This is a genomic window from Deinococcus sonorensis KR-87, from assembly GCF_040256395.1.
GTDB lineage: Bacteria > Deinococcota > Deinococci > Deinococcales > Deinococcaceae > Deinococcus > Deinococcus sonorensis.
This window is the reverse complement of sequence record NZ_CP158297.1, coordinates 441,726-461,585: the sequence shown is the minus strand read 5'-3', so window position 1 is coordinate 461,585 and position 19,860 is coordinate 441,726. Positions and strand designations below refer to the sequence as shown.

Annotated in this window: 19 protein-coding genes; 10 read left to right on the top strand and 9 right to left on the bottom strand. The window is 69.9% G+C overall.

The features are described from left to right. The first annotated feature begins 73 nt into the window (after window positions 1–73). The 3 genes from ABOD76_RS03180 to ABOD76_RS03170 all read left to right on the top strand — a co-directional run bounded on the left by ABOD76_RS03180 (window position 74) and on the right by ABOD76_RS03170 (window position 3,811). Window positions 74–1,057 (top strand): alpha/beta hydrolase, encoded by a 984-nt coding sequence (locus ABOD76_RS03180; RefSeq protein ID WP_350241384.1) that lies wholly within the window; start codon window positions 74–76, stop codon window positions 1,055–1,057. Window positions 1,058–1,124: 67 nt separating this feature from the next. Then, window positions 1,125–2,459 carry a DJ-1/PfpI family protein gene (locus ABOD76_RS03175; RefSeq protein ID WP_350241381.1) on the top strand — a complete coding sequence of 445 codons (1,335 nt, stop codon included), beginning with the start codon at window positions 1,125–1,127 and terminating at the stop codon, window positions 2,457–2,459. An 86-nt stretch (window positions 2,460–2,545) separates the two neighbouring features. Then, entirely contained in the window at window positions 2,546–3,811 is a 1,266-nt protein-coding gene (locus ABOD76_RS03170; protein ID WP_350241379.1) for an MFS transporter, read from the top strand. A gap of 440 nt (window positions 3,812–4,251) precedes the next feature. Here the strand turns inward: ABOD76_RS03170 and ABOD76_RS03165 are convergent, their stop codons facing one another. The 8 genes from ABOD76_RS03165 to ABOD76_RS03130 form a co-directional block, all read right to left on the bottom strand. Further along, entirely contained in the window at window positions 4,252–6,117 is a 1,866-nt protein-coding gene (locus tag ABOD76_RS03165; RefSeq protein ID WP_350241377.1) for an FUSC family protein, read from the bottom strand. 339 nt (window positions 6,118–6,456) lie between these two features. Next, entirely contained in the window at window positions 6,457–7,602 is a 1,146-nt protein-coding gene (locus ABOD76_RS03160; protein ID WP_350241375.1) for a hypothetical protein, read from the bottom strand. A 424-nt stretch (window positions 7,603–8,026) separates the two neighbouring features. Continuing rightward, window positions 8,027–8,704: a hypothetical protein gene (locus ABOD76_RS03155; protein WP_350241373.1), complete on the bottom strand. Its 678-nt coding sequence runs from the start codon at window positions 8,702–8,704 to the stop codon at window positions 8,027–8,029. A gap of 94 nt (window positions 8,705–8,798) precedes the next feature. Beyond that, window positions 8,799–9,512: a metallophosphoesterase family protein gene (locus tag ABOD76_RS03150; RefSeq protein WP_350241371.1), complete on the bottom strand. Its 714-nt coding sequence runs from the start codon at window positions 9,510–9,512 to the stop codon at window positions 8,799–8,801. A gap of 52 nt (window positions 9,513–9,564) precedes the next feature. Next, window positions 9,565–10,056 (bottom strand): arsenate reductase ArsC, encoded by a 492-nt coding sequence (locus ABOD76_RS03145; protein ID WP_350241369.1) that lies wholly within the window; start codon window positions 10,054–10,056, stop codon window positions 9,565–9,567. Between the two features lie 9 nt (window positions 10,057–10,065). Next, window positions 10,066–10,386, bottom strand: a complete 321-nt coding sequence (locus tag ABOD76_RS03140) for an ArsR/SmtB family transcription factor (RefSeq protein ID WP_350241367.1) — start codon at window positions 10,384–10,386, stop codon at window positions 10,066–10,068. A 427-nt stretch (window positions 10,387–10,813) separates the two neighbouring features. After that, window positions 10,814–11,173, bottom strand: a complete 360-nt coding sequence (locus ABOD76_RS03135; protein WP_350241365.1) for an IS1 family transposase — start codon at window positions 11,171–11,173, stop codon at window positions 10,814–10,816. Window positions 11,174–11,226: 53 nt separating this feature from the next. Then, on the bottom strand, window positions 11,227–11,535 hold the full coding sequence (locus ABOD76_RS03130) for an IS1/IS1595 family N-terminal zinc-binding domain-containing protein (protein WP_350241363.1): 309 nt from the start codon (window positions 11,533–11,535) through the stop codon (window positions 11,227–11,229). Between the two features lie 165 nt (window positions 11,536–11,700). Here ABOD76_RS03130 and ABOD76_RS03125 point away from each other — a divergent pair, with 165 nt between their 5' ends. The 7 genes from ABOD76_RS03125 (at window position 11,701) to ABOD76_RS03095 (ending at window position 18,595) form a co-directional block, all read left to right on the top strand. Further along, window positions 11,701–12,528, top strand: a complete 828-nt coding sequence (locus ABOD76_RS03125) for a class I SAM-dependent methyltransferase (RefSeq protein WP_350241361.1) — start codon at window positions 11,701–11,703, stop codon at window positions 12,526–12,528. A 739-nt stretch (window positions 12,529–13,267) separates the two neighbouring features. Beyond that, window positions 13,268–13,444, top strand: a complete 177-nt coding sequence (locus ABOD76_RS03120) for a hypothetical protein (protein ID WP_350241359.1) — start codon at window positions 13,268–13,270, stop codon at window positions 13,442–13,444. A gap of 59 nt (window positions 13,445–13,503) precedes the next feature. After that, window positions 13,504–13,683 carry a hypothetical protein gene (locus ABOD76_RS03115; RefSeq protein WP_350241357.1) on the top strand — a complete coding sequence of 60 codons (180 nt, stop codon included), beginning with the start codon at window positions 13,504–13,506 and terminating at the stop codon, window positions 13,681–13,683. A gap of 234 nt (window positions 13,684–13,917) precedes the next feature. Beyond that, window positions 13,918–14,076 carry an ester cyclase gene (locus tag ABOD76_RS03110; RefSeq protein WP_350241355.1) on the top strand — a complete coding sequence of 53 codons (159 nt, stop codon included), beginning with the start codon at window positions 13,918–13,920 and terminating at the stop codon, window positions 14,074–14,076. Window positions 14,077–14,326: 250 nt separating this feature from the next. Then, window positions 14,327–15,259 (top strand): BTAD domain-containing putative transcriptional regulator, encoded by a 933-nt coding sequence (locus ABOD76_RS03105; RefSeq protein WP_350241353.1) that lies wholly within the window; start codon window positions 14,327–14,329, stop codon window positions 15,257–15,259. Window positions 15,260–15,272: 13 nt separating this feature from the next. Next, complete coding sequence (locus ABOD76_RS03100; protein ID WP_350241351.1) at window positions 15,273–17,867, top strand: ATP-binding protein; 2,595 nt, start codon at window positions 15,273–15,275, stop codon at window positions 17,865–17,867. 194 nt (window positions 17,868–18,061) lie between these two features. After that, window positions 18,062–18,595, top strand: a complete 534-nt coding sequence (locus ABOD76_RS03095) for a hypothetical protein (protein WP_350241349.1) — start codon at window positions 18,062–18,064, stop codon at window positions 18,593–18,595. Between the two features lie 483 nt (window positions 18,596–19,078). Here the strand turns inward: ABOD76_RS03095 and ABOD76_RS03090 are convergent, their stop codons facing one another. Beyond that, a complete protein-coding gene (locus ABOD76_RS03090; RefSeq protein ID WP_350241347.1) occupies window positions 19,079–19,777 on the bottom strand; it encodes a hypothetical protein in 699 nt (232 codons plus the stop codon). Between the last annotated feature and the right edge of the window lie 83 nt (window positions 19,778–19,860).

The window sequence follows — 19,860 nt, the reverse complement described above, 5'->3', positions numbered from 1 at the left end:
TCGACCGGCCGGTCAGGCCCGGTGACGTCCCCCGTTCCTCCGCCCTTCCCCTTCGAGGTCCACAGGAGTTGCGATGACTCAGTTCCCGGCTGTCCGCTCACCGTCCGTTCGCCCGCCCACCGCGCGCCGCGCTTCGCTGCTGCGCCGCCTGACGCTGTCCGCCGGGTTGCTCGCGGGCGTCACCCTGCTCGGGGCCTGCAATGAAACGCGCGCCGAGCAGGCCGACGCGCGGGCGTACCCTCCGCCGGGCCGGCTGGTGGACGTGGGCGGGTTCCGGCTGCACCTCGAGTGTGCCGGAAGCGGCGCGCCCACCGTGGTGATCGACGCGGGACTGGGCGCCTGGTCGACCCCCTGGCACGCGGTGCAGGGGCTGGTGGCCGGCACCACCCGGGTGTGCACGTACGACCGCGCGGGCCTCGGGTACAGCGAGCCCGGGCCGCTGCCGCGCGACGCCGCCCATTTCGCGGCGGAACTGCACACCCTGCTGCACCGCGCCGCCCTCCCCGGCCCGTACGTCCTGGCCGGGCACTCGCTGGGCGGGCTGACCATGCGCGTCTACGCGCAGCGCTATCCGCAGGACGTGGCCGGGCTGGCGCTGCTCGAGTCGATGAGTCCGCAGCCGGGCGCGGCCGCGCCGACCGCCGCGTCCGACACCCCGGGACTGCCGCTGCTGAAGCTCGCAGCGCGTCTAGGGCTGGTGCGGCTGCTGTCCGGCCCGCTGGGCCTCTCGGCGGGCCTGCCGGCCCGGGATGCCGGGCCCGCCACGGCGCTGGCCGTCACCGACCGTTACTTCCAGACCCTCTCGGACGAAACGGCCGGCATCCCCGCCAGCCTCGCCCAGGCGGGGGAGGTGACGACCCTCGGCGACCTGCCGCTCACTGTGCTCTCCCGGGGCCGGAATGCGGTTCCCGCATGGACGGCCGGGCAGGCCCGCCTGCTGACCCTCTCCAGCCGCACCACGCAGGTCACCGCCCATCACAGTGGCCACAACGTCGAGCTGGACGAACCGCAGGCCGCCGCGGACGCCATCGTGGCCCTGGTCCGGCAGCTGCGCTGACCGCGCGACCCCGGCCGTCTCCCCGGGCGGCCTGCCCCGAATCCCCCGGCCCTGAGAGGAGCTTCCTGTGAACCTCACGCTGCCCGCTGTTCTCCGGCGTCTCAAGTACCCCGTGGCCTTCCTGACGCTGCCGCTGCTGGTCGGGGTCACCACCGCCCTGGCGTTCCTGTCCACGCCGGCGCTGCCCCCTCCCTCCGCGCCGCTCGCGCTGCCCCGGCCGCCGGCCCTCGATCCGGATCGACCGACCGTCGCCGTGGTGCTCGGCCGTGACCTGAGCGAGGTGGCGGACGTGCTCGCGCCCTTCTCGACGTTCCAGGCCGCGCACGCATTCAATGTGGTCACGGTGGCCGAGACGCGCGCGCCGGTGGCCCTGACCGGCGACCTGGATGTGCTGCCGCACTTCACCTTCGCTCAGCTCGACGCGCAGCTGGGACGGGCGCCCGACGTGATCGTGGTGCCGAACATCCCCAACGTCCGGAGCAACGAGGCGCTGCGGCGGTGGGTGCAGCGGCAGGGCCAGCGGCACCGCCTGGTGATGAGCGTCTGCGCCGGCGCCGAGATGCTCGCCGCGACCGGCCTGCTGGACGGCCGGCCCGCCACCACCCACTGGGGTGACATCGCCCGCATCGAACGGCAGTACCCGGCGGTGCGCTGGGTGCGCGGCCAGCGGTACGTGGACGACGGGCAGGTGATCAGCACCGCGGGCATTCTGTCAGGCATCGATGGGGCGCTGCACGTCATCGCCCGCCTGCGTGGCCCGGCCAAGGCGGTGCAGGCGGCACGCACACTGCCGTACGAAGCCCGCTACCTCAGCGACCCCGCCATGCCCCAGTTCCGGCCGGCGGCCCGGGACGCCGCGCTGACCGTGCTGAACCTGATGTACCGCTGGGATCGCCCCACCCTGGGTGTGGCGCTGCAAGACGGCGCCGACGATCTCGCGCTCGCGGCGCTGTACGACACCGTGCCGGCGGCGCTGGCGGGCCGCCTGGTGAGCGTCGCCCCGGCGGGTGCCGTCATCACGACCCGCTCGGGCCTGCAGCTGCTGGCGCGCCGCACGCCCGAGCAGTGGGGCAGGTCCGGACCGCTGCTGTTCCCGGGTGCCGGGCCAGCGGACGTGCGCTTTCCCTTCGACGCGGCGCTCGCCGACCTGGCCCGCCGCACCGACCGCCCCACCGCGCACCTGGCGGCCAAACGCCTGGAAGTCCGCACCCTGGTCGGCTCGCTGCCGGGCCGAGGCCCATGGCGTTCACCCGTCGTCTGGCGTCCCGTCACGCTCGGGGCCGTGTCCCTGACCGTCGTCATCCTCCTGGAGCACTGGCTTCGAAGGCGGCGCGCCGGGAAAGTCCGGATCGCCGCACCGGCACCCGAGGCGGGTGGACCGGCGCCGCTCGCGTCTCGCTGAAGCGGCCCGCCCCTGGCCGCCTCCGGCCGGTGCCCTACACTCCACTGAAGCATGCCCCCGCGCTTCCGGGGGCAGGAGGCCCACCCATGTCCATACGCGTTGCAGTCCGCGTCCTTCGGGGGCACTGGTCCCTTCCCCACGTCCTGCGGCACCGCGACTACCGGCTGTTCTGGACCGGGCAGGCCGTGTCGGGCGTCGGCAGCCTGATGCAGGTGGTGGGTCAGAGTCTGCTGGTCCTGAAGCTCAGCCACCAGTCCGCGCTGGCCCTCGGCGCGGTGTCGCTCGCACAGGCGCTGGCCTTCTTCCTCTTCGCCCTGATCGGGGGCGGCGTCGTGGACCGCGTGAACCGGCGCGCCGTGCTGTTCGTCACCCAGACGCTCCTGATGGGCCTGGCCCTCACGCTGGCCGTCCTGAGTGCCACGGGCACCGCCAGCCTGCCCGTCGTGGTCGCGCTGGCGTTCTGCTCCGGCATGGTGATGAGTTTCGACCAGCCCGCGCGCGCCGCCCTGTTCCCGGGCCTGGTGCCGCACAGCGAGGTGCCGCGCGCCACGGCCTTGAACGCCCTGGCCATGACGGCGGCCGGCACGCTCGGGCCGGCGCTGGCCGGGGTCACGGCGGCCAGCCTGGGCCTGAGCGTGAACTTCGCCCTGAATGCCCTGAGCTTCGTGGTCGCGCTCGTCTGCCTGGCCCGGATGCGCACCGTGAACCAGCCAGCGCCAGCCTCCTCACGGCCGCCGCTGCTGACCTCGGTCCGCGAGGGCCTGCAGGTGGTGGCGCGTGACCCGGCGCTGCCGTGGGTCGTGTCCGGGTACGGGGCGCTGCTGCTGCTCGGGCCGTCCCCGTCGATGCTGCTGCCGCTGTACGCCGCCCAGGTGTTGCACGTGGACGGAGCGCCACTCGCGCTGCTGTTCCTGGCGGTCGGCGCCGGGACGCTGCTCGCCTCGGTGGCGCAGGCGGCGAGCAGTGGGGAACGGCAGCGTGACGTGTTTGTCGTCGGGTTGATCGTGTGGGCGGCGGCCCTGGCGGTCTTCGCGCTCAGTTCATCGCTGGCGCTCTGTGCTGCGGCCCTCCTGGTGCACGGCGCGGCGCGCAACGTGGTCGGCACCACCGCCGTCACGCTGATGCAGTTGCTCGCTCCCGAGCAGGCCCGGGGACGGGTCATGAGCGTCAACACGCTGCTGGCCGGTGGCGTCCGGCCGATCGGTGACTTCGCGGTGAGTGCCGCCATCGCAGCCACGTCCCTGGCCGGCACCACCCTGGCGTGTGCGGGCCTGGTCGGTCTCCTGGCCGTGGCCCTCCGCGGTCCACTCACTCGGGCCGGCACGGTCCTGCGTCCCCGCAGTGTTCGCTGACGCCACAGGACGTGGTGGTCGGTGCGCGGGCCGCCCCGAGGAACGGCAATGCCGCGCCAGAGGCAGGCTGAACCAGAAGCAGATCTGGTGACCGGTTCCCCCACCGTGCAACCCGTGCATCGCCACGGCAAGGCACCAGCCGCCGATAGAGAGTCATCGTGCCGGCTGAGCGCAGGCTTGCAATCCCGGCACCGCTGACGGGGTGCCTTCGCGCTGAAGGTGAGTCCGTCGCCCAGACGAACGAAGATGCCCGTTACCGACGAACCCACCGGCAGGCGGAGGCGACGGGCCAGCGGCACGGCCCACCCGTAGGCACGAGGGCCACCTGCACGGTGCCGGGGGTGGACTCGTGGGTCTCCAGCAGATCAGGGCCATCCAGTTGCACCTGTTCCCGGTTCAAGCCGTTTCCTTTCGAGGCGGTGCTTGGATGACAGCCGCTATCAGCGGGTCTCTGTCATGGCGGACTGCCCTTCCAACTCGTCCAACAGGGCGTGCGCGCTCTGGATCGCTGCGTTGAGGTCCGGGTCGGCCTGCGTCCGTGATCTCCCCACGGCGCTGGCGTGCAGGGTCAGGCCGAGGGCGGCGTTCTCGGTCAATCGCTGCAGGTACGTCTGGGCCTGCGCGCCGCTGAGGGCCGCCGGGGTTGCTCGGCGCCGGCGCCGGGGTTCGAGCCGGCTCGCCTGCACGGTGCGTTCCGCCTGAAGGCGACGCTCGCGGGCGTGAGCGCGGGCATCACTCGCCGCAGCAATCGCGCCCGCGGTGGTGTGGCGTCGCAGGTCGCGGAGCGTCTTCAGGTACTTGATCTGCGCGCTCACCGCGTCCCGCAACGCCTCGCGCGTGCCGTTGCTCGGCCCGGTGGGGGACAGCAGCGCGGCACCCAGGGCCAGCGCGCCGCCCAGCAGCGTGAGGGCCAGCCTCAGCCCGATCACGGTGCTTTCCGCCACCCCCGAGGCCGCGACGGCACAGACCACGTACAGCGTCAGCGCCGCCGAGAAGGCCGCGTACCCAGTGGGAAACAAAGCGAATGCCAGGAACGCTCCCAGCAGGCTCCACCAGGCGAGGTGCGGGGCGGCCGGGTGAACGAGCAGCGTGATCAGTTCCGCGGCCAGGACGCCCGTGGCGGTCCCGCCCAGCCGCGCGACCCCACGGGTGAGGGTGGTCGTGTACTCCTGACGCAGGACCACCGCTGCGGTCAGCACCAGCCAGTACCCGTGCGGCACCTGCAGCAGGCGCGTGGCGAGCGTCAACAGGCCCAGCAGCAGGCCGTAGGTCACGGCGTGCCGCGTCACCGGCGAGTCCCACTTGAGGGGCGGGACCTTCACCAGGGCGGACCACACGGATGGAGCCGCGGCGAGGGCACGCGGCGCGTCCGCCTGCATCTGGGGGCGGTTCAGCTCCCGCAGCAGGTTCAGGATGAGCCCCGTCCACCGGGTCAGCCCGCCGGCCGGGGAGTGACGGAGGTCGTCGTACTGCTGGTTCAGGCGGGCGAGTGTCGGTGCACTCAAGCTCGGCTGGCCGAGCCGGACGCTTCCCTCGACCTGGCGCAGGGCCTGAGCCAGCACCTCACCGGTCTGCTGCGCCAGCAGCGGGTGTCCCTGCTCCCGGCATTCGGCGTCCGCGCTCACGTAGCCGACCAGGGCCGCCCTGGTTCCTTCCGCAATCCGCAGGGCGTGACGCAGGGCCGCGTGCTCGTCCGTCCAGCCCTGCGCGCGGATCTCCCCCAGGACCGCCCAGGCGTCCTGCAGGCTCTGCGCCTCGGGCAGCGCACTCAACGTGTCCGGCAGCTCCGCCAGCAGCGCCGCCTGAGCGTGGTACACCTGTGCTACCGCGCTGCGTTCCAGCCGGCGGGGACGGATGGGCCACACGACCACCAGCAGCACCGTCTGAAGGAGGCCCCCGGCCAGAATCAGCAGGCCACTCAGGGGCGCGGCCGAGGGGGGGAGGTGCAGGCCGGTCAACACGATGAAGGTCGTGGTGCTGGAGACGCCGACGCTGAAGTTGGCGGGGCCCGCCGCGCCGTACACGGTCAGCAGCATGCCCAGCACGGTCATGACCAGCGTGCAGGCCAGGATGTTCTGGCCGACGAGCACGCCGAGCATGCCCAGCAGGGCCGTGCTGGCGCTGACGCCCAGCATCACCTGAATGCGCCGCCGCGGGACGCTGTTCATGCTCGGCAGCGCGGCGTTCATGGCGCCGTTCGCGGCCAGCACCCCCCAGGCGGTGTGCCCGGTGAGTCCCGCCCAGACGACCGGCAACGCCAGCCCCACAGAACTGCGCAGGGCGGAGTACGGACGCCATTTCCGCATGTCGAAGGCAAAAGCCGTTTGGAGGACCAGGGCACGCCGCCGCGTCATGCTTCACTCTGGCACACCATCCACGCCGAATCCGGCGCCATCACGGACAGTGACGACCGGCGGACAAACGGCTCGGGGGCTTCGACCCCCGCGGCGGTGGTGCGCCGACGCCATCGGTGCAGCGGGAACCGGCTGTGTCGAAGAACGGCTTGTGATCGACTTCGCGCGTCGCTCGTGCTCCAGCCCAGGCACCGTGCTGCACAGGAGGGAGGATCCGGACGCGTCCGACCTGCACCGGCCGGTCAATGCCACGCTCAAAAACGGCACGAACGATCGCCCCGACGAGCGCCGTCAGCGGTCCTGCGCGAGCGCGTCTGCTTCCGCCCCCAACGCGAGCAGGGCGCTCATGCCCTGCCCCCAGGCCCGCAGGGCCTCGTGCTCGGACCATCCCCGCTTGTGGCCCCACGCCGCCCACAACCGCAGGTCCACCGCCGGCGGCACCAGGCGGGAGAGCAGCAACTGGACGACAATGGCCGCACGCATCGCGGACACGGCGGTGTAGGCGAACCGCACCTCGGACCGGCCGACCCCCAGGCCGCGGCCCCTCACCGCCGCCCAGTACGCCTCGAACCCCTGTGCGTCGATCGCCTCGACCGCACGCGGGTCGGCGTAGAAGCGGCACACGTTCAGGAAGTGGGTCATCGCCAGATCCGCGCCCAGCGGGCCCGTCCCCAACGCCTGCCAGTCCAGCAGAACCGTGGACGGCTGCCCGCCCTCCGAGAAGACCCTCACGTTGAACCGTCCGGCGTCCAGGTGCACCAGGGTCTGGGGCAGCGCCATCAGGTGCGCGCTCCATCGCTCGAACGCCGCGCTCACCCGCTGGAGTGCGGCGGTGCACGGCACCGGGAAGGCCAGGCGCACCAGCGGCTCGTTCCACACTTCGGCCTGCGCCGCGAGGGCCCCCACCCCGGGCGCGTGGACCCTCAAGGAGAGCAACCAGTCCTGCCACAGCCACGCGGGTCTCGACCCGCCCACAGGATGAGCGGCGTTGAAGGCGCCCAGCTGCCCAGCAAACCGCACGTGCTGCTGAAGGGCCCAGACCTCCGGCGAGGTGTCGGGCACGTCCTCCAGCCACAGCAGAATGCGGTCGGGCGACGGCCGGGTCACCTGGAGCAGCCGGGCAGGCCGGACCGACCCTGCCGGCTGGAGCAGGCCGGACGTGTAGGCCCTCCATTCCCGTTGCCAGCCGTGGTGATCCTGCGCGTCACCATCCTCCACAGGGCGTGAGGTTTTGACGATGAGCGACCAGGGCAGGTCCTGCCCGTCGCGCCGGACCCAACCGCGCAGCCGGCGCACCCCGTCCGTCACCTCGCTCACGACCTGCCACCCCACCTCCTCCTCGTGCCACTCGAGCACGTGAACAGCGGCATCACGCACCAGCACCCGGACGGCAGCGCCCACGTCATCGTCGGTCAACACGGGGGGCGGGGAGGACATGATCAGACTGTACGCGCCTGGCCGGCGGCTGGCCCGCTCCCGAACACGAGGGGCGGGCTGAAGCGCTCGTCACCTCCGTCCCCAGCGCCTCCACGAACGGAATCTGGCCGGGCATTCTCTCCCGCCGAGGAGCGTCCAGCGGACCGGCCGGCAAGCGAACCCCTGGACGCGAAAAGCCGCATGGAGGGGTCTGGCCCCGTCTGGACGGGCGTGGCACAGCCCCTGAACGTCGCAACAGGCGTTCAGCCGCTGTCCGTGACGGGATGTCGCTCCCTTCCAGGGAGCCGATCACCCGGCGAACGTCGAGAAAAGAGGCCAGTCCGGGGAGCAGCGACCCGGGGGGCCCGGCATGACGCACGCGGCCGAGCAACCCAACCGCGGCCGCGTCAAGAATGCGGAGGACCCGGAGCGACGCGCTGCCGGGTTATCTGGTCGCGGGGTACGTGAGGAGGACCTCTTCGTTGCGCACCGCTTTGCCGTCCTTGATGACGGTGACCTGGTAGTCCAGCAGCACCTCGTCCGTGCGATTCAGGTGCGTCAGCGTGAACTTCGCGCGCGTGACATTGCGGCTGGGATCGCTGCCCTGCAGGAACGCCCACTGCACGCCCGAGCGCGGCCCCAGGGTGTCGTCGTCCGGCACGTCGAAGGGCTTGCCTTCGGTGGTGGTGCCGAGCGGGGTGCGGACGACGTTCTTGACGAGGTCCACGGTGACACCTGCAAGCAGTTCAGCGCCCGCCGACTTGCCGAAGGTGACGGTCCGAGCGTCGGCGGTGACCTTCAGGGTGGTGCTGCCGGTCTGGCTCAGCACCGGCTGGGCATGGAGCACCTGGTCGTATTCCGCTTCGGTGATGCCGAAGCGGGGGGAGTAGGGGAGCGGCTCGCCTTCGGGCGTTGCGCTGATCAGCGCGGTGAACCACGCCTGATCCTGCTGGACGGCAGCGGTGAGCCTGGCTTCGATGGCGGCGATGGCGCGGGTGGCGCCGAAGGCGACGATGCTGGCGGGCATGTTCTGGCGCGGCAGGAGCTGATCTGGGACGGCGGGCGCTGCAGCAACCGCGGGAACTGTCGTGAGGACGACCATCAGGAGGGGCAAGAAGCGCACGCGCGACAGGCTAGGGCGCGTGCGCCGCCGCCGGATGAACGACCCCCGGCCCATGAAGAAACGTCCCCCCATCCCCAAGCGGGTGAACCCCGCCTCAGCTGTGGCCCTGGCGCAGCTGGGCCGCTTCTTTTCGGCCCTTGTGCGCGTGCTGCTCGGCCCAGGCAGCGGCGGCCTCCACGTCGTACGCCACCCGGCGGAACGCCACACTCCAGCGGTCCCCCTCGCCCTCCAGCAGCACCCAGCGCGCCAGCGGCGAGCCGTCCTTCTGGCGGCTGACCGCGCCGGCGTTCACCACCGTCAGCGGCCCGAGCTGCCGGACATGCTCCAGGTGCGTGTGCCCCACGATCACCACCCGGGCGGGTCCCGGGTCATCCAGCCGGCTCAGGACCAGCTCGTCACCCGCCCAGCCGCTCTTGTCGCGGAGCAGCGCGGTCCAGGCGCTATCGGGGGTGCCATGCGCGGCGAGCACCGCTCCGTCCGCCACGGTCACGCGGGTGGGCAAACCGGCGACCGTGGCCCCGGCCCCTTCGGGCAGGACCGAATGCAGCCACGCCAGCATCTCGCGCTTCTGGGTGGTCTCCGTCAGGGGGTGGCCCAGTCGCTCGTCGGTGTTGCCGCGCACCTCCAGCACGCCGTGCCGGGCCTTCAGCTGCTGCTGCAGCTGCCACGCGCCGGCCGGGTCCGCCCCGCCGAACAGCTGATCCCCCAGATTCACCCAGGCGTCCGGCGCATGCCGCTCGATGTCCGCGGCCACCGCCTCCAGCGCAAAGCGGTTGCCGTGGACGTCTCCAAAGACAGCGATCTTCATCGGTGTGCTCCTTGCGGCGCGACCTGCTGCGCCGGGTGCGGGCGAGGCCGGGTTACCCGGCGCGGTGCGGCTCAGGATGCGGTTGATCAGCCGGAACCGCGGGGCTGACCTCGTAGCCCTCCGGCACCGGCCGCCCCTCCTTGAGGGCCTGCACGAACGCCTGGAACTGCACCTGCAATTGATCCCGGACGGTACGCCAGCGCTCAAGGCTGCCGCCGCTGGGATCCACGAACGGGTAGTGCCGGATGGTGGTCTTCGCCGGGTACGCCGGGCACGCCTCCGCGGCGCGGTCGCACACCGTCACCACGTACTCGAAGTTCCAGGGGTCCGGCAGGTCGAACAGCGTCTTGCTGGTGTGCTGGCTCAGGTCGATGCCCAGCTCCCCCAGCACCGTCATGGCCTGCTCCTTGACGCGGGTGGCCTCTGTGCCCGCGCTGTGAACCTCCAGGTCAACGTCGAGCGCCTGGGCTGCGCGCCGGGCGAGGCCCTCGGCCATCTGGCTGCGGGCGCTGTTGTGGGTGCACAGGATCAGCAGGCGCGTCATGCCGGCAGCCTAACACAGCGATTTGGATTGTTGCGTCAGCACCGGGTCAGGGCGGAGCAGCGCGGCGAGCACATCGCCGCCCAGGCGGTACAACAGCGCGCGCTCCAGCCGGTAATAGCTGTTCTTGCCGCGTTGCTCGCTGCTCACCAGCCCCACGTCACGCAGGGTGGCCAGGTGGTACGACACCTTTGACTGCGGCAGGTCCAGGATCGCCTCCAGATCGCAGACGCACTGCTCCCCGTGCGCCAGGATGCGAACGAGCTCAAAGCGCACCTCGTTGGCCAGGGCCTTGAGGACGTCCAGCACTTCCACTTCAGTCGCCGCGGTCATCACATCAAGTGTAACTGGTTGGTCCGGCGCCCGCCCACGGCTGAACCTGGCCCGGACCGAGGATGAGGTGCGGACGCGTCGGCCGGCCCTCCTTGTGGAGCGCGGTGCGGGAAGCGAGCGCCGATCCCGGGGAAGGATCAGGGCCGTTGTGTCCGGCCACCATCACCCACGACGTCTGGAGCCGCCCGGACCGCCCGGCGATCGCGAGGGTTCTAGATGAAATCAGCGTCTCCCGCTCGCGGGTCTGACCGGTCGCTGCAGACGCTGCATATGCTGGTCGAAGAGTTCAAGGAGCGGCTGATCCTGGAGATGAGCGCGGCTGAACTGCACGCTGCCGCAGCGGCGCGCACAGAGGCCCAGGATGTCCAGGAGGGAGGGCAGACGTGGCCGCTGCAGCCCAGCGGCCACCGGGACCTGGGTCGTGGGTTCAGAGTAATGACGCGTTATAGCGGTGAATGAAGAGCCAGACCACAAGCTCGCGGTTGGCCTGCTTACGGCAGAAGGACAAGCTTTTCCGCACCAGGAACGACACTTTGGCTCGAAGTGTGGCGTTGAATCGCTCAATATGCTGGGTTCCTCCGATGCGATGAAGCGCTCCGAAGACCACCTGCTTGTACACGGCCAAGCGGTCTGTGTGACAGATCGCGTCCAGGTACGGTGTGGAGAGGCTCTGCCACAGGCCAAGCGCGCCTGGCGCGTCGCGTTGCCCGAACCAGCAGCCGACGATTCGTCGGCTGCGTCGGTCCATCGCCAGCCAGATCCAGAGCCGACGATCCTGACGACCCACGAACGTGCATCATTCGTCGCACTCCAGCACCAGCGCGGCTGGTGCTGGAGTGCTCAAGCTTTTTTTGGGTGTGGTTGTTCTTCGGGAATGCTGTGCTGCACGGTCTTGTTGAGCTGTTTGAGGTGGAGTCGGAACCAGGACCGACTGACCCCGACCACACGACAGATGCCGCGGTGGGAGAGGCGTTCGGTCAGCAGCAGGTCCACTTGAGCCACTTGTTCAGGAGCAATACGGTGCCAGGTGCCGTCTGGGGTGAACTGATACCGGCACGCACGACAGAGATAGCGCTGCCTGCCGGTATGGGCATGCCCGTTTTTGACGATGTGGACGCCGTTGCACTTGGGGCACACCGGGTCGTTCATGCTTCATTGAACACCCGTCCTCCACAGAAAGCCACTACTGGGACCTGCATGCGGTTGACCGCGGCTGCATACCCGGCTAGAATAGAGAAATCAAAGCGGCCTGCGGGCCGGTTTTTTTTGCCTGCAGCGTGCATCACGGCGGCCTGCGGACCGGTACAGTCAGGTATGACTGATCTGAGCTCCTCACCGCTTCCCCAGGAGGCCATGGAGATGTACGCGGCCGGCACCGAAGCGGACCGCCTGATCAAGGGATCCAACCAGCTGGAGCGGGTCCGGGTGCAGGAGCTGATGGCCCGCTTCCTCCCCGCGCCACCGGCGGTGGTGTGTGATATCGGCGGTGGGACCGGGCCGCACGCGTTCTGGCTGGCTGCCCGTGGCCACACGGTGCACCTGCTGGACGCCATGCTGCTGCACATCGAGCAGGCCCTGAGCCGGGAAGCGGTCCGGCCGGTGGCCTCCGCTGTGGTGGGGGACGCGCGGCACCTGCCGTATCCCAATGGACACGCCGACGCCGTGCTGCTGTTCGGTCCGCTGTATCACCTCACGGAAGCGGCCGACCGCGCACAGGCGCTGCAGGAAGCGGGCCGGGTGCTGCGGCCCGGCGGGGTGCTGCTGGCGATGAACGTCAACCGCTTCGCCTCCACTTTCGATGGGCTGTTCAGTGACGGGTACGCGGATCCGGAGTTCATGGCCATGGCCGACCGGGACCTGGAGGACGGTCAGCACCGCGCACCGCCGGGCAAGCCGTATTTCACCACCACCTTCTTTCACCACCCGGAGGAGCTGCGGCAGGAGATTCAGGCGGCCGGCTTCCAGGTCGAGGCGCTGCTTGGCGTTGAGGGGATCGGCTGGACCCTGCGGGATTTCGACGCGGTGTGGGCGGATCCGGTGCGGCGGGAGTGGATCCTCCGGGTGGCCCGCCGGCTCGAGACCGAGCCCACACTGCTCGGCGCGAGTGCCCATGTGATGGCCGTGGCCCACCGGCCCAGTTGACGGCCCGGGCGGTGAGTGGTCCGGTGAAGCCGCTGGGCCAGCCGAGCCCAGGACCGCGCTCCGGGTGCCCGGACGAGGGCCTGCTGGTCAAGGCGAACCCGCCCGCTCCGGTGCGCGCCGCGGAATGATCACCCAGCCGCGGCAGGGCCTCCACCTGCGTCGCGGCGAAGTTCTGCATGACTACCGCCTGGACATTCAGCAGGGGAAGCGGCGAACCGTCACCGTTCGCACGCCCTGAGCGTTGCGTGCGAGATCCGTGCCCAGCCCGTCCCGGTTCCCCTGCCAGAGGATGGAGCGCCCGCTGCAGCCGCGCCCCGTCCAGTCAGGTTTCCGGCAGGCGGTTCGGTGCGGCGTTGCCCGCCTGGGTGGTCGGGTGCTCAGGATGCCGCTCAGGGTGTTCCTGAAGTTCGCTCGAACGTCAGCGCGGCACCGGGTGCCACTGGACCACGGGCGTGGGGACCTGAGGTGAGTCCGGTGACCTGCCCGCCGGCCGCCCGTTTCGCGGCGGAAGCGGACGAGGCACAGAGGATCAGTCCAGCAGGGTCATCCGACGGTGAGGAACAGGTCGCCAGGGGCCAGCGGGTCCTCCCTCGGGTCCGGGGGCTTGCTAACCCAGTGCCAGGCGCCCCGGTCCTCCGGCAATGCCCGTGGACGCTGCCATTGCGCGGCTGTTGCGGTGGCTGCCTACCCTGGATTCAGACGCGGACGGAGACCCGCCCAGCGACACAGGAGGCCGCAGATGATCACGTTCCAGCAGCATCACGACCACGCCCAGGCCACCCTCCGCACCCTGCACCAGCACGCCGAACAGCACCGTGCCCTGCCCGCCGCCCAGCCGGACGCCCGGCGGGCGTGGGCCCACTCCATCGTCGTCTGGATGCGCAGTCTGCACCGACCGTTCTCCTCACACGCCTGAATCCGACAGCCCCCATCGCGTGCTCAGCGCGGGCCTTCTCGGCCCGCAGGAGGTTTCCTATGACTGTTCCCGCCCTGAAGCTTGATTCGGTCCAGGTGACCCGCCGTGCGGGCCGGCTGCTGGTGGCCCTGACGCTGCTGGCCATCCACGGGATGTCCTTGGTTCACGCCCGCGCAGCCCTGCAGCCCGTCTGCCCGCTGGGTTCAGCGTGCACGCAGCCGGTCTCGTCCGGTCGCTGAGCCGGTCCCCACGAGGAAGACTGGCACCGCCCAAGGCTTGCCGGTCACGTCGCTGACCCTGTCCACATAGACGTCCGCGCAGCCCCCCTCGCTGGTGGTGCTGCCCACCAGGGCCGCGCAGGAGGACGCCAACGTTCAGCAGGCGCTCCGGGTGATCGCGGCGGTGAACACCCGGTACTGTGAGCAGCTCGACACGCTGATGACCCTGTCGTTCGCGGACACCGACCCGGCCCGGTGTCCACCTCGGGCCTCGTGCTGTTCCTGCAGGGCTTTATCGTGGGCTTTCCGGACCTGCACTCCACCGTGGAGCGGATGGTGCCGCGGGGCGACACGGTGGTGCTGTTTGTGACAGGGGAGGGCACCTTCGGCCGACCCTTCATGGTCGCGCCGTGAAGGGGAGCCACCCCGAACAACCGCACCATTAGCCTGCACCCGGTGAACGTGTCCGACTTCAAGGGCGGATCGTGCGCGGGCAATTGGACTGGGACATGGCGGGCGTCCTGGGGCAGGCGCCCTGAGGGGTCAGTCCGCCCACTCACCGCCGCGCGCCGAACGTGGGGCCTTCCGGGTGAGCGCGCTGTTCGGGGTGGCGGGCGTCACCTGATGAACCGGCCGGGCCGGGAGGGGTGTACCGTAGGGGCAGATGGCGCCTGTGGAGCTGCTGCTGCTGGGCCGGCCGACACTTCGGGCGGGCGGGACCGAGGTGCATGTCCGGTCGAGCAAGGCGCTGGGGCTGCTGGCGTACCTGGTGCTGGAGGGCGGGTGGCACCCCCGGGAGCGGCTGGCGGGGCTGTTGTGGCCGGATTCCGAGCCGGCCGTGGCGCGCTCGGCGCTGAGAAACGCGCTGGCGGCGCTGCGCGCGGTATTTGGTGAGGCCAGGGTCCGCGCGGAGCGGGACGGCCTGCGGTGGGTGGAGGAGCCGGGCGACACGGTGGACGCCCTGTGGTGGCGCGCGGCGCCGGGCGATCCACTCGCCGGAGAGGACCAAGCGGCCCACGTGCCCGGGCTGCTGCTGAGCGGGCTGGACCTGCAGGACGATGGGGACTTTCAGGACTGGCTGGAGCTGCAGCGCAGCCACGCGCAGCGGGCCGTCACCGAGACGTACCGGCAGTGGAGCGGGGCGCTGTCGGAGCGCGGGGAGGCCCGGGGGGCGCTGCGGTGCGCGCTGGCGTGGCTGGAGCTGGAACCGCAGCAGGAAGACGCGGTGCTGAGCGTGATGCAGCTGCACGTGCAGCTGGGACACCCGCATCAGGCCCGGCGGGCGTACGACGCGCACCGTGACCTGCTGGCCCGGCAGTACGGCTCAGTGCCGGGGAAGCGCCTGAAGGCCTTCCTGGAGGCGCTGCCTGCTGCGGAGCCGGCTGCCCTGGTCGCGGAGCTGCACGCGCCGCTGGCCGGCCGCGCATCTCCGTTCTCATCGCTGATCGCCGCCTTTTCGCTGGCGCGGCAGTCGGGCGCGCAGGCGGTGCTGGTGTCTGGCGAGCCGGGGGTCGGGAAGACGCGGCTGTGCAGCGACGTCCTGGCCTGGGCGGACGCGCAGGGCGCGTGTTCGCTGGTCGCGGCGAGCTTTGTTTGAGTCGACGTCCACCGTGGCGTTCCGCACCCTGGGGACGCTGATCACGGCCGTCGTGAACAGCGTCCCGGCGGCCCTGGAGGCGCTGCCTGAAGCGCTGCAATCGGAGCTCGCGCGGCTCGTTCCGCAGCTGCAGGCGCGTGGCGGCCCGCTGCCGCCGGCCAGCGCCGACCCGCAGCTGGCCCGCGCGCGCCTGCAGGACGCCACCGTGCAGCTGCTGACCGCTGCCGCGCAGCAGCAGCCGCTGGTGATCCTGATCGACGACCTGCAGTGGTGCGACGAAGCGACGCGGGCAGCGCTGCATGACGTGGCCGCGCAGCTGTCCGCCCTGCGGGCGGCGGTGCTGCTGCTGTTCACGGTCCGCAGCGAGGCGCTCCCGGACGAGGCGCTGCGGGCGTGGATCGCCCGCCTGCACCGCGCGCTTCCGACCCGACCCTGCCGGCTGGGGAACCTGGACGCGGGCGGCGTGCGGCAGTGGCTGACGGGCCTGGTGCCGGAGGCGGCGGTGGAGCCGCTGCGGCGCTGGCTGGAGGCGCGCACCGACGGGCAGCCGCTGTTCATTGTTGAGGCCCTCCGGAGTTTGCGCGACGAGCGGGTGCTGGTCAGCGCCGGGGCCGCGGGCTTCACGCTGGACCTGAACGCGCTCCACAGCACCCGGGCGCTGCCAGCTGGCATTCAGGCGGCGGTTCAGGGCCGCCTGGACCGGCTCACCGCGTCCGCACGGTCGGTGGTGCTGGCGGCGGCCGTGCTGGGGCGGGACGAGCCGCTCCCGGTGCTGGCGGGCGTGGCGCAGCTCAGCGAGGACCTGGCGCTCGACGCCCTGGATGAGACGCTCGCTGCAGGCGTGCTGGTGGAACGCGCGGGCGGCTGCGGCTTTACGCACGACCGCTTCCGGGAGGTGGCCCTGGCCGGGCTGTCCGGCGCCCGCACGCAGGCGTGGCACCGCCGGGCGGTGCAGGTGCTGGAGGGAGCGGGCGCGGAGCGCGCGGTGCTGGCCCACCACGCGCACGTGGCGGCGCTGTGGCCAGCCGCGGTGCGGTACGACCTGGCGGCCGCACGTTCCGCGGCAGCCCTGTCAGCCAACCATGACGTGATCCGTCACCTGGAACGTGCGCTGGACGCGCTGCAGCGGCATCCACTCACGGTGGCCGACCTCAGCGCCGAGGCGCTGTTCGAGCTGCACGACCGGCTGAACGTGGCGTACGACAACACCGACGACCAGCATCCCCGGCGCCGGGCGGTGCTGCAGGCCATGCAGGCACTCGGTCAGGACCGCCGGGACGCGCGGCTGGAGGTGCGCGCCCTGACCGAGCTGGCGGTGATGCACGCCTGGACGCCCGGCGAGCTCCCGCTGGCCCGGCAGGCGCTCGACCGGGCGGGAGCGCTGGCCCAGGCGGACCCGGGTCCCCGGCTGCGCACCTGGGTCGCCACCGCCCACTTCCACGTGGCGGCCCGCACCGGCCCGGTTGAGGCGCAGCTGCGCCACGCCGAGGACGCGCATCACGCCGCCCTGCCCACCCAGGACGACGCCCTGATCGGCACCTGCCTGGTGAACCTCGCGTTCGCGAAGGGCGGCGTGCGGGACTGGCCGGGAGCCATCGCCGCGGGCCTGGACGCGGCCGGGCGGCTGCTGCAATCGCAGGACCGCGTCGCGGCGCAGCGCAGCCTGGTCACGGTGGCGTACGGCCACGCGGCCACCGGTGACCTGGCGGCAAGCGTGGCCGTCGCGCGGCAGGCCGCGCACGTCTGCCGGGAGCTGGGCGCGGCCCAGCTGGAACTGGCGGCCCTGCGGCCGCTGCTGTCGGGCCTGAGCGCCACCGGGTCGTTGGGCGACCTGCCGGCACCGCTGCAACGCGCGGAGCACCTGCTGCAGGAGCGGGACGACCCGACCTTCCAGACCTTGTGCCGGCTGGACGTCGCCGTCGCGCGGCACGCGCTCGGTCAACGGCCGGCCGCTGAGGCGCTGTACCGGGAGGTGGAGGCGTTCCACGCCGCGCATGGCCTGCCGCACTTCACGGATCTGGCCCCGGCTGGCCTGTGCGCGCTGGCGGTCGAGGCGGGCCGCTGGGACGCCGCGGCGTCCCAGGCGCAGCGGCTGCTGGAGCGCCTCGAAGTCGCCGCCCTGCCCGGCGCGGTCTGCACCATCGACGCGGTGGTGCTGGCGCTGATGCACCGGGGTGCGCGGCACGAAGCGCAGCGGCTGGTCGAGCGGCTGCAGGCGGGAACCGCCCCCCCCGCCCAAGTGCTTGCGGCGCTGGCGGAGGCCACCTTCCTGGCGGCGACGGGTGCACCCCCAGCGGCGCTTGACCGGTTCAGCTCGGTCGCCCAGGTGGCGCAGCAGCTGGGCCGGCCGTTCGAGGTTCTCCGGGCGGAACGGTCCCTCGCCGCGCTGCACCAGCACCTCCACCAGCCGGACGAGGCGAGTCGGGCCCTCCAGCGCGCCGGGCGGGTGCACGCCGACCTGCTGGTCCGCTGGGACGGTCTGGTCCCGCCCGGCAGCCACCCGTTCCGCCCGTCCCCCATGGAGCAGTGGCTGCGCGTCAACCTGCCGCTGGAGCCGCTGACGCCCACTGGACAGCAGCGCCCTTCCAGCGGTGGAACAGCGCGCTGAGCCAGCGGCGTGCCCCCATGCTGATGCGGCCGCCCTGTGATTCCTGTTGATGGACCCGCCGTTCCTTCAAGGCGTGATCCAGGGTCTCAGGCCGCTTCAACCTGCGCGATGACCTCCTGCACCTCGCTTCACTCGACCGCTGGCTGCGTGATCGTGCTGCTGCTTCACGAATCGGTGAGCTCGGAGAGGGGGACGTGGGCAGTTCCACCATGCCGCAGAAGCGCAACCCGAAGCAGAGTGCGGCGGTCGTCACCCTGGCCGCGCAGGTGCGGGCCCTGGTCCCGCTGGCGCTCGACGCGATGATCCAGCCGCATGAGGTCGAAGGAGCCAGGACCGCCATGATGGACGCGGCCGTGGCGCAGGGCTGCCTCCTGAGTGACGAGCTGCTGGGCCTGCCGACCGCCGTGATCCGGGGGCTGGAGTGGCATCCGGAGCGGATGGCCGCGAACCTGCAGCTGACTGGCGGACTGATCAACGCCGAGGCGGTGATGATGCAGCTCGGCCAGCGGATCGGGCGGCAGGACGCGCACGGGCTGGTGCACCACGCGGCGCAGCTGGTGAGCACCGACAGGTCCGGGGAGGACTTTCTGACGGTCCTGGCGAACGACCCGCAGGTCCGGGCGGCCCTGAGCGGTGAGGAGCTCGCCCGCCTGCTCGACCCGGCTGCGCACACGGGCCTGAGTGCGGCGCTGGCCCGCGAGACTAAAGCGCGTATGTTAACGATCTAAAGTCGAATCAAACGTCATTTTAGTCCCAAGGCGACTTCACTGATCATCCAGGGCGCTAAGTACTGGACTTCACGGTATGCCAGAGTGGATGTCATGAGCGAAGTCGAGGTGTTTGATTTTGAGGCGACGGTGAGTTGAGATTAACTCTGAATCCCCTCGCGTTACAGCATCTGATTGACAGCTTGATCTTTATCCGCGAAAGCGAAAGCACCACGAGTCATGTTCATTATGACCACGTCACAGGGCTGGAAGGGAATGTCCGCGCGATCGTCACTATGAAGCGTCAAAGCAGCGACGAACATCCGCACATGTAGATCGGGCTGCGACTTATTGATCTCGGCACAAGCGTGCATTGACCACCTGTTGAACGACCAGGGCGGTCATTCGCCGCAGCTCATCAGAGAGGGGGTATATGTGAAGCGGGATTTGAGAGGAGGTGCCTGCGCCGAGACCATATGCTAAGCGCATCAACGTTAGATTCTACTATTTTCTCTGGTCGTTTGTAATATTTTTAAGGATATAATCTGTAGATCCCAAAGAGTTAGCGATGCTAAACATGCAATTTTCTGTCTTAAAGTCGAATGTCAATTTCCCTGACGAGAAACTCACTAATGACGGATACACGAAGTCGCTATACTGGGATATACAGTTATCAAGTTTCTTTTTAATGCTTATTCTATAAAATGACTTCGTTTTCCCATTCAAATCATAAGCTGTAATGACGGTATCAGCAAATTTCGGGAAATATAATCTGTCATCGCTGATGTTTTTATTTTGTGCGCTGTATGTATAGATAGATCCTTTGTAATTCCCTATTGTTTTGCCTGCCAAGTACACGATGGATCCATTTGTAGAGTCAATCAACACGACCACGTCCGTAAGGCCGCCAGCACCATCTGCGTGGCAATTGATGGCGTAAAGATGCGAGGCCATTTTAACAAAACCACCGGATTTTTCACTTATAAAACTGCTGCACGCGGCTGTATCCTGTGTCTGCCATATAACTTTACCTGCTTTAAGTCCACGAAACACTCCTGCGGCATACTCCAGGCGGAGATCCAGATCATTGACTGAATAATGGTCCCTCAGGTCACTGGCCGGGCTTGATGATCCATCCGCCTTGGAAGTAGAAATGAAAGACAACAAAACCAAAAAGAAAATCCAGTAGGACGAAGTATACATGAGTCTCTGCCAGCCTTTCGCTATTCATGGATATGCTTATTTCAACGTTTCGTTATTGGTCTCGTTGCAGGTTGAAGTTAGTG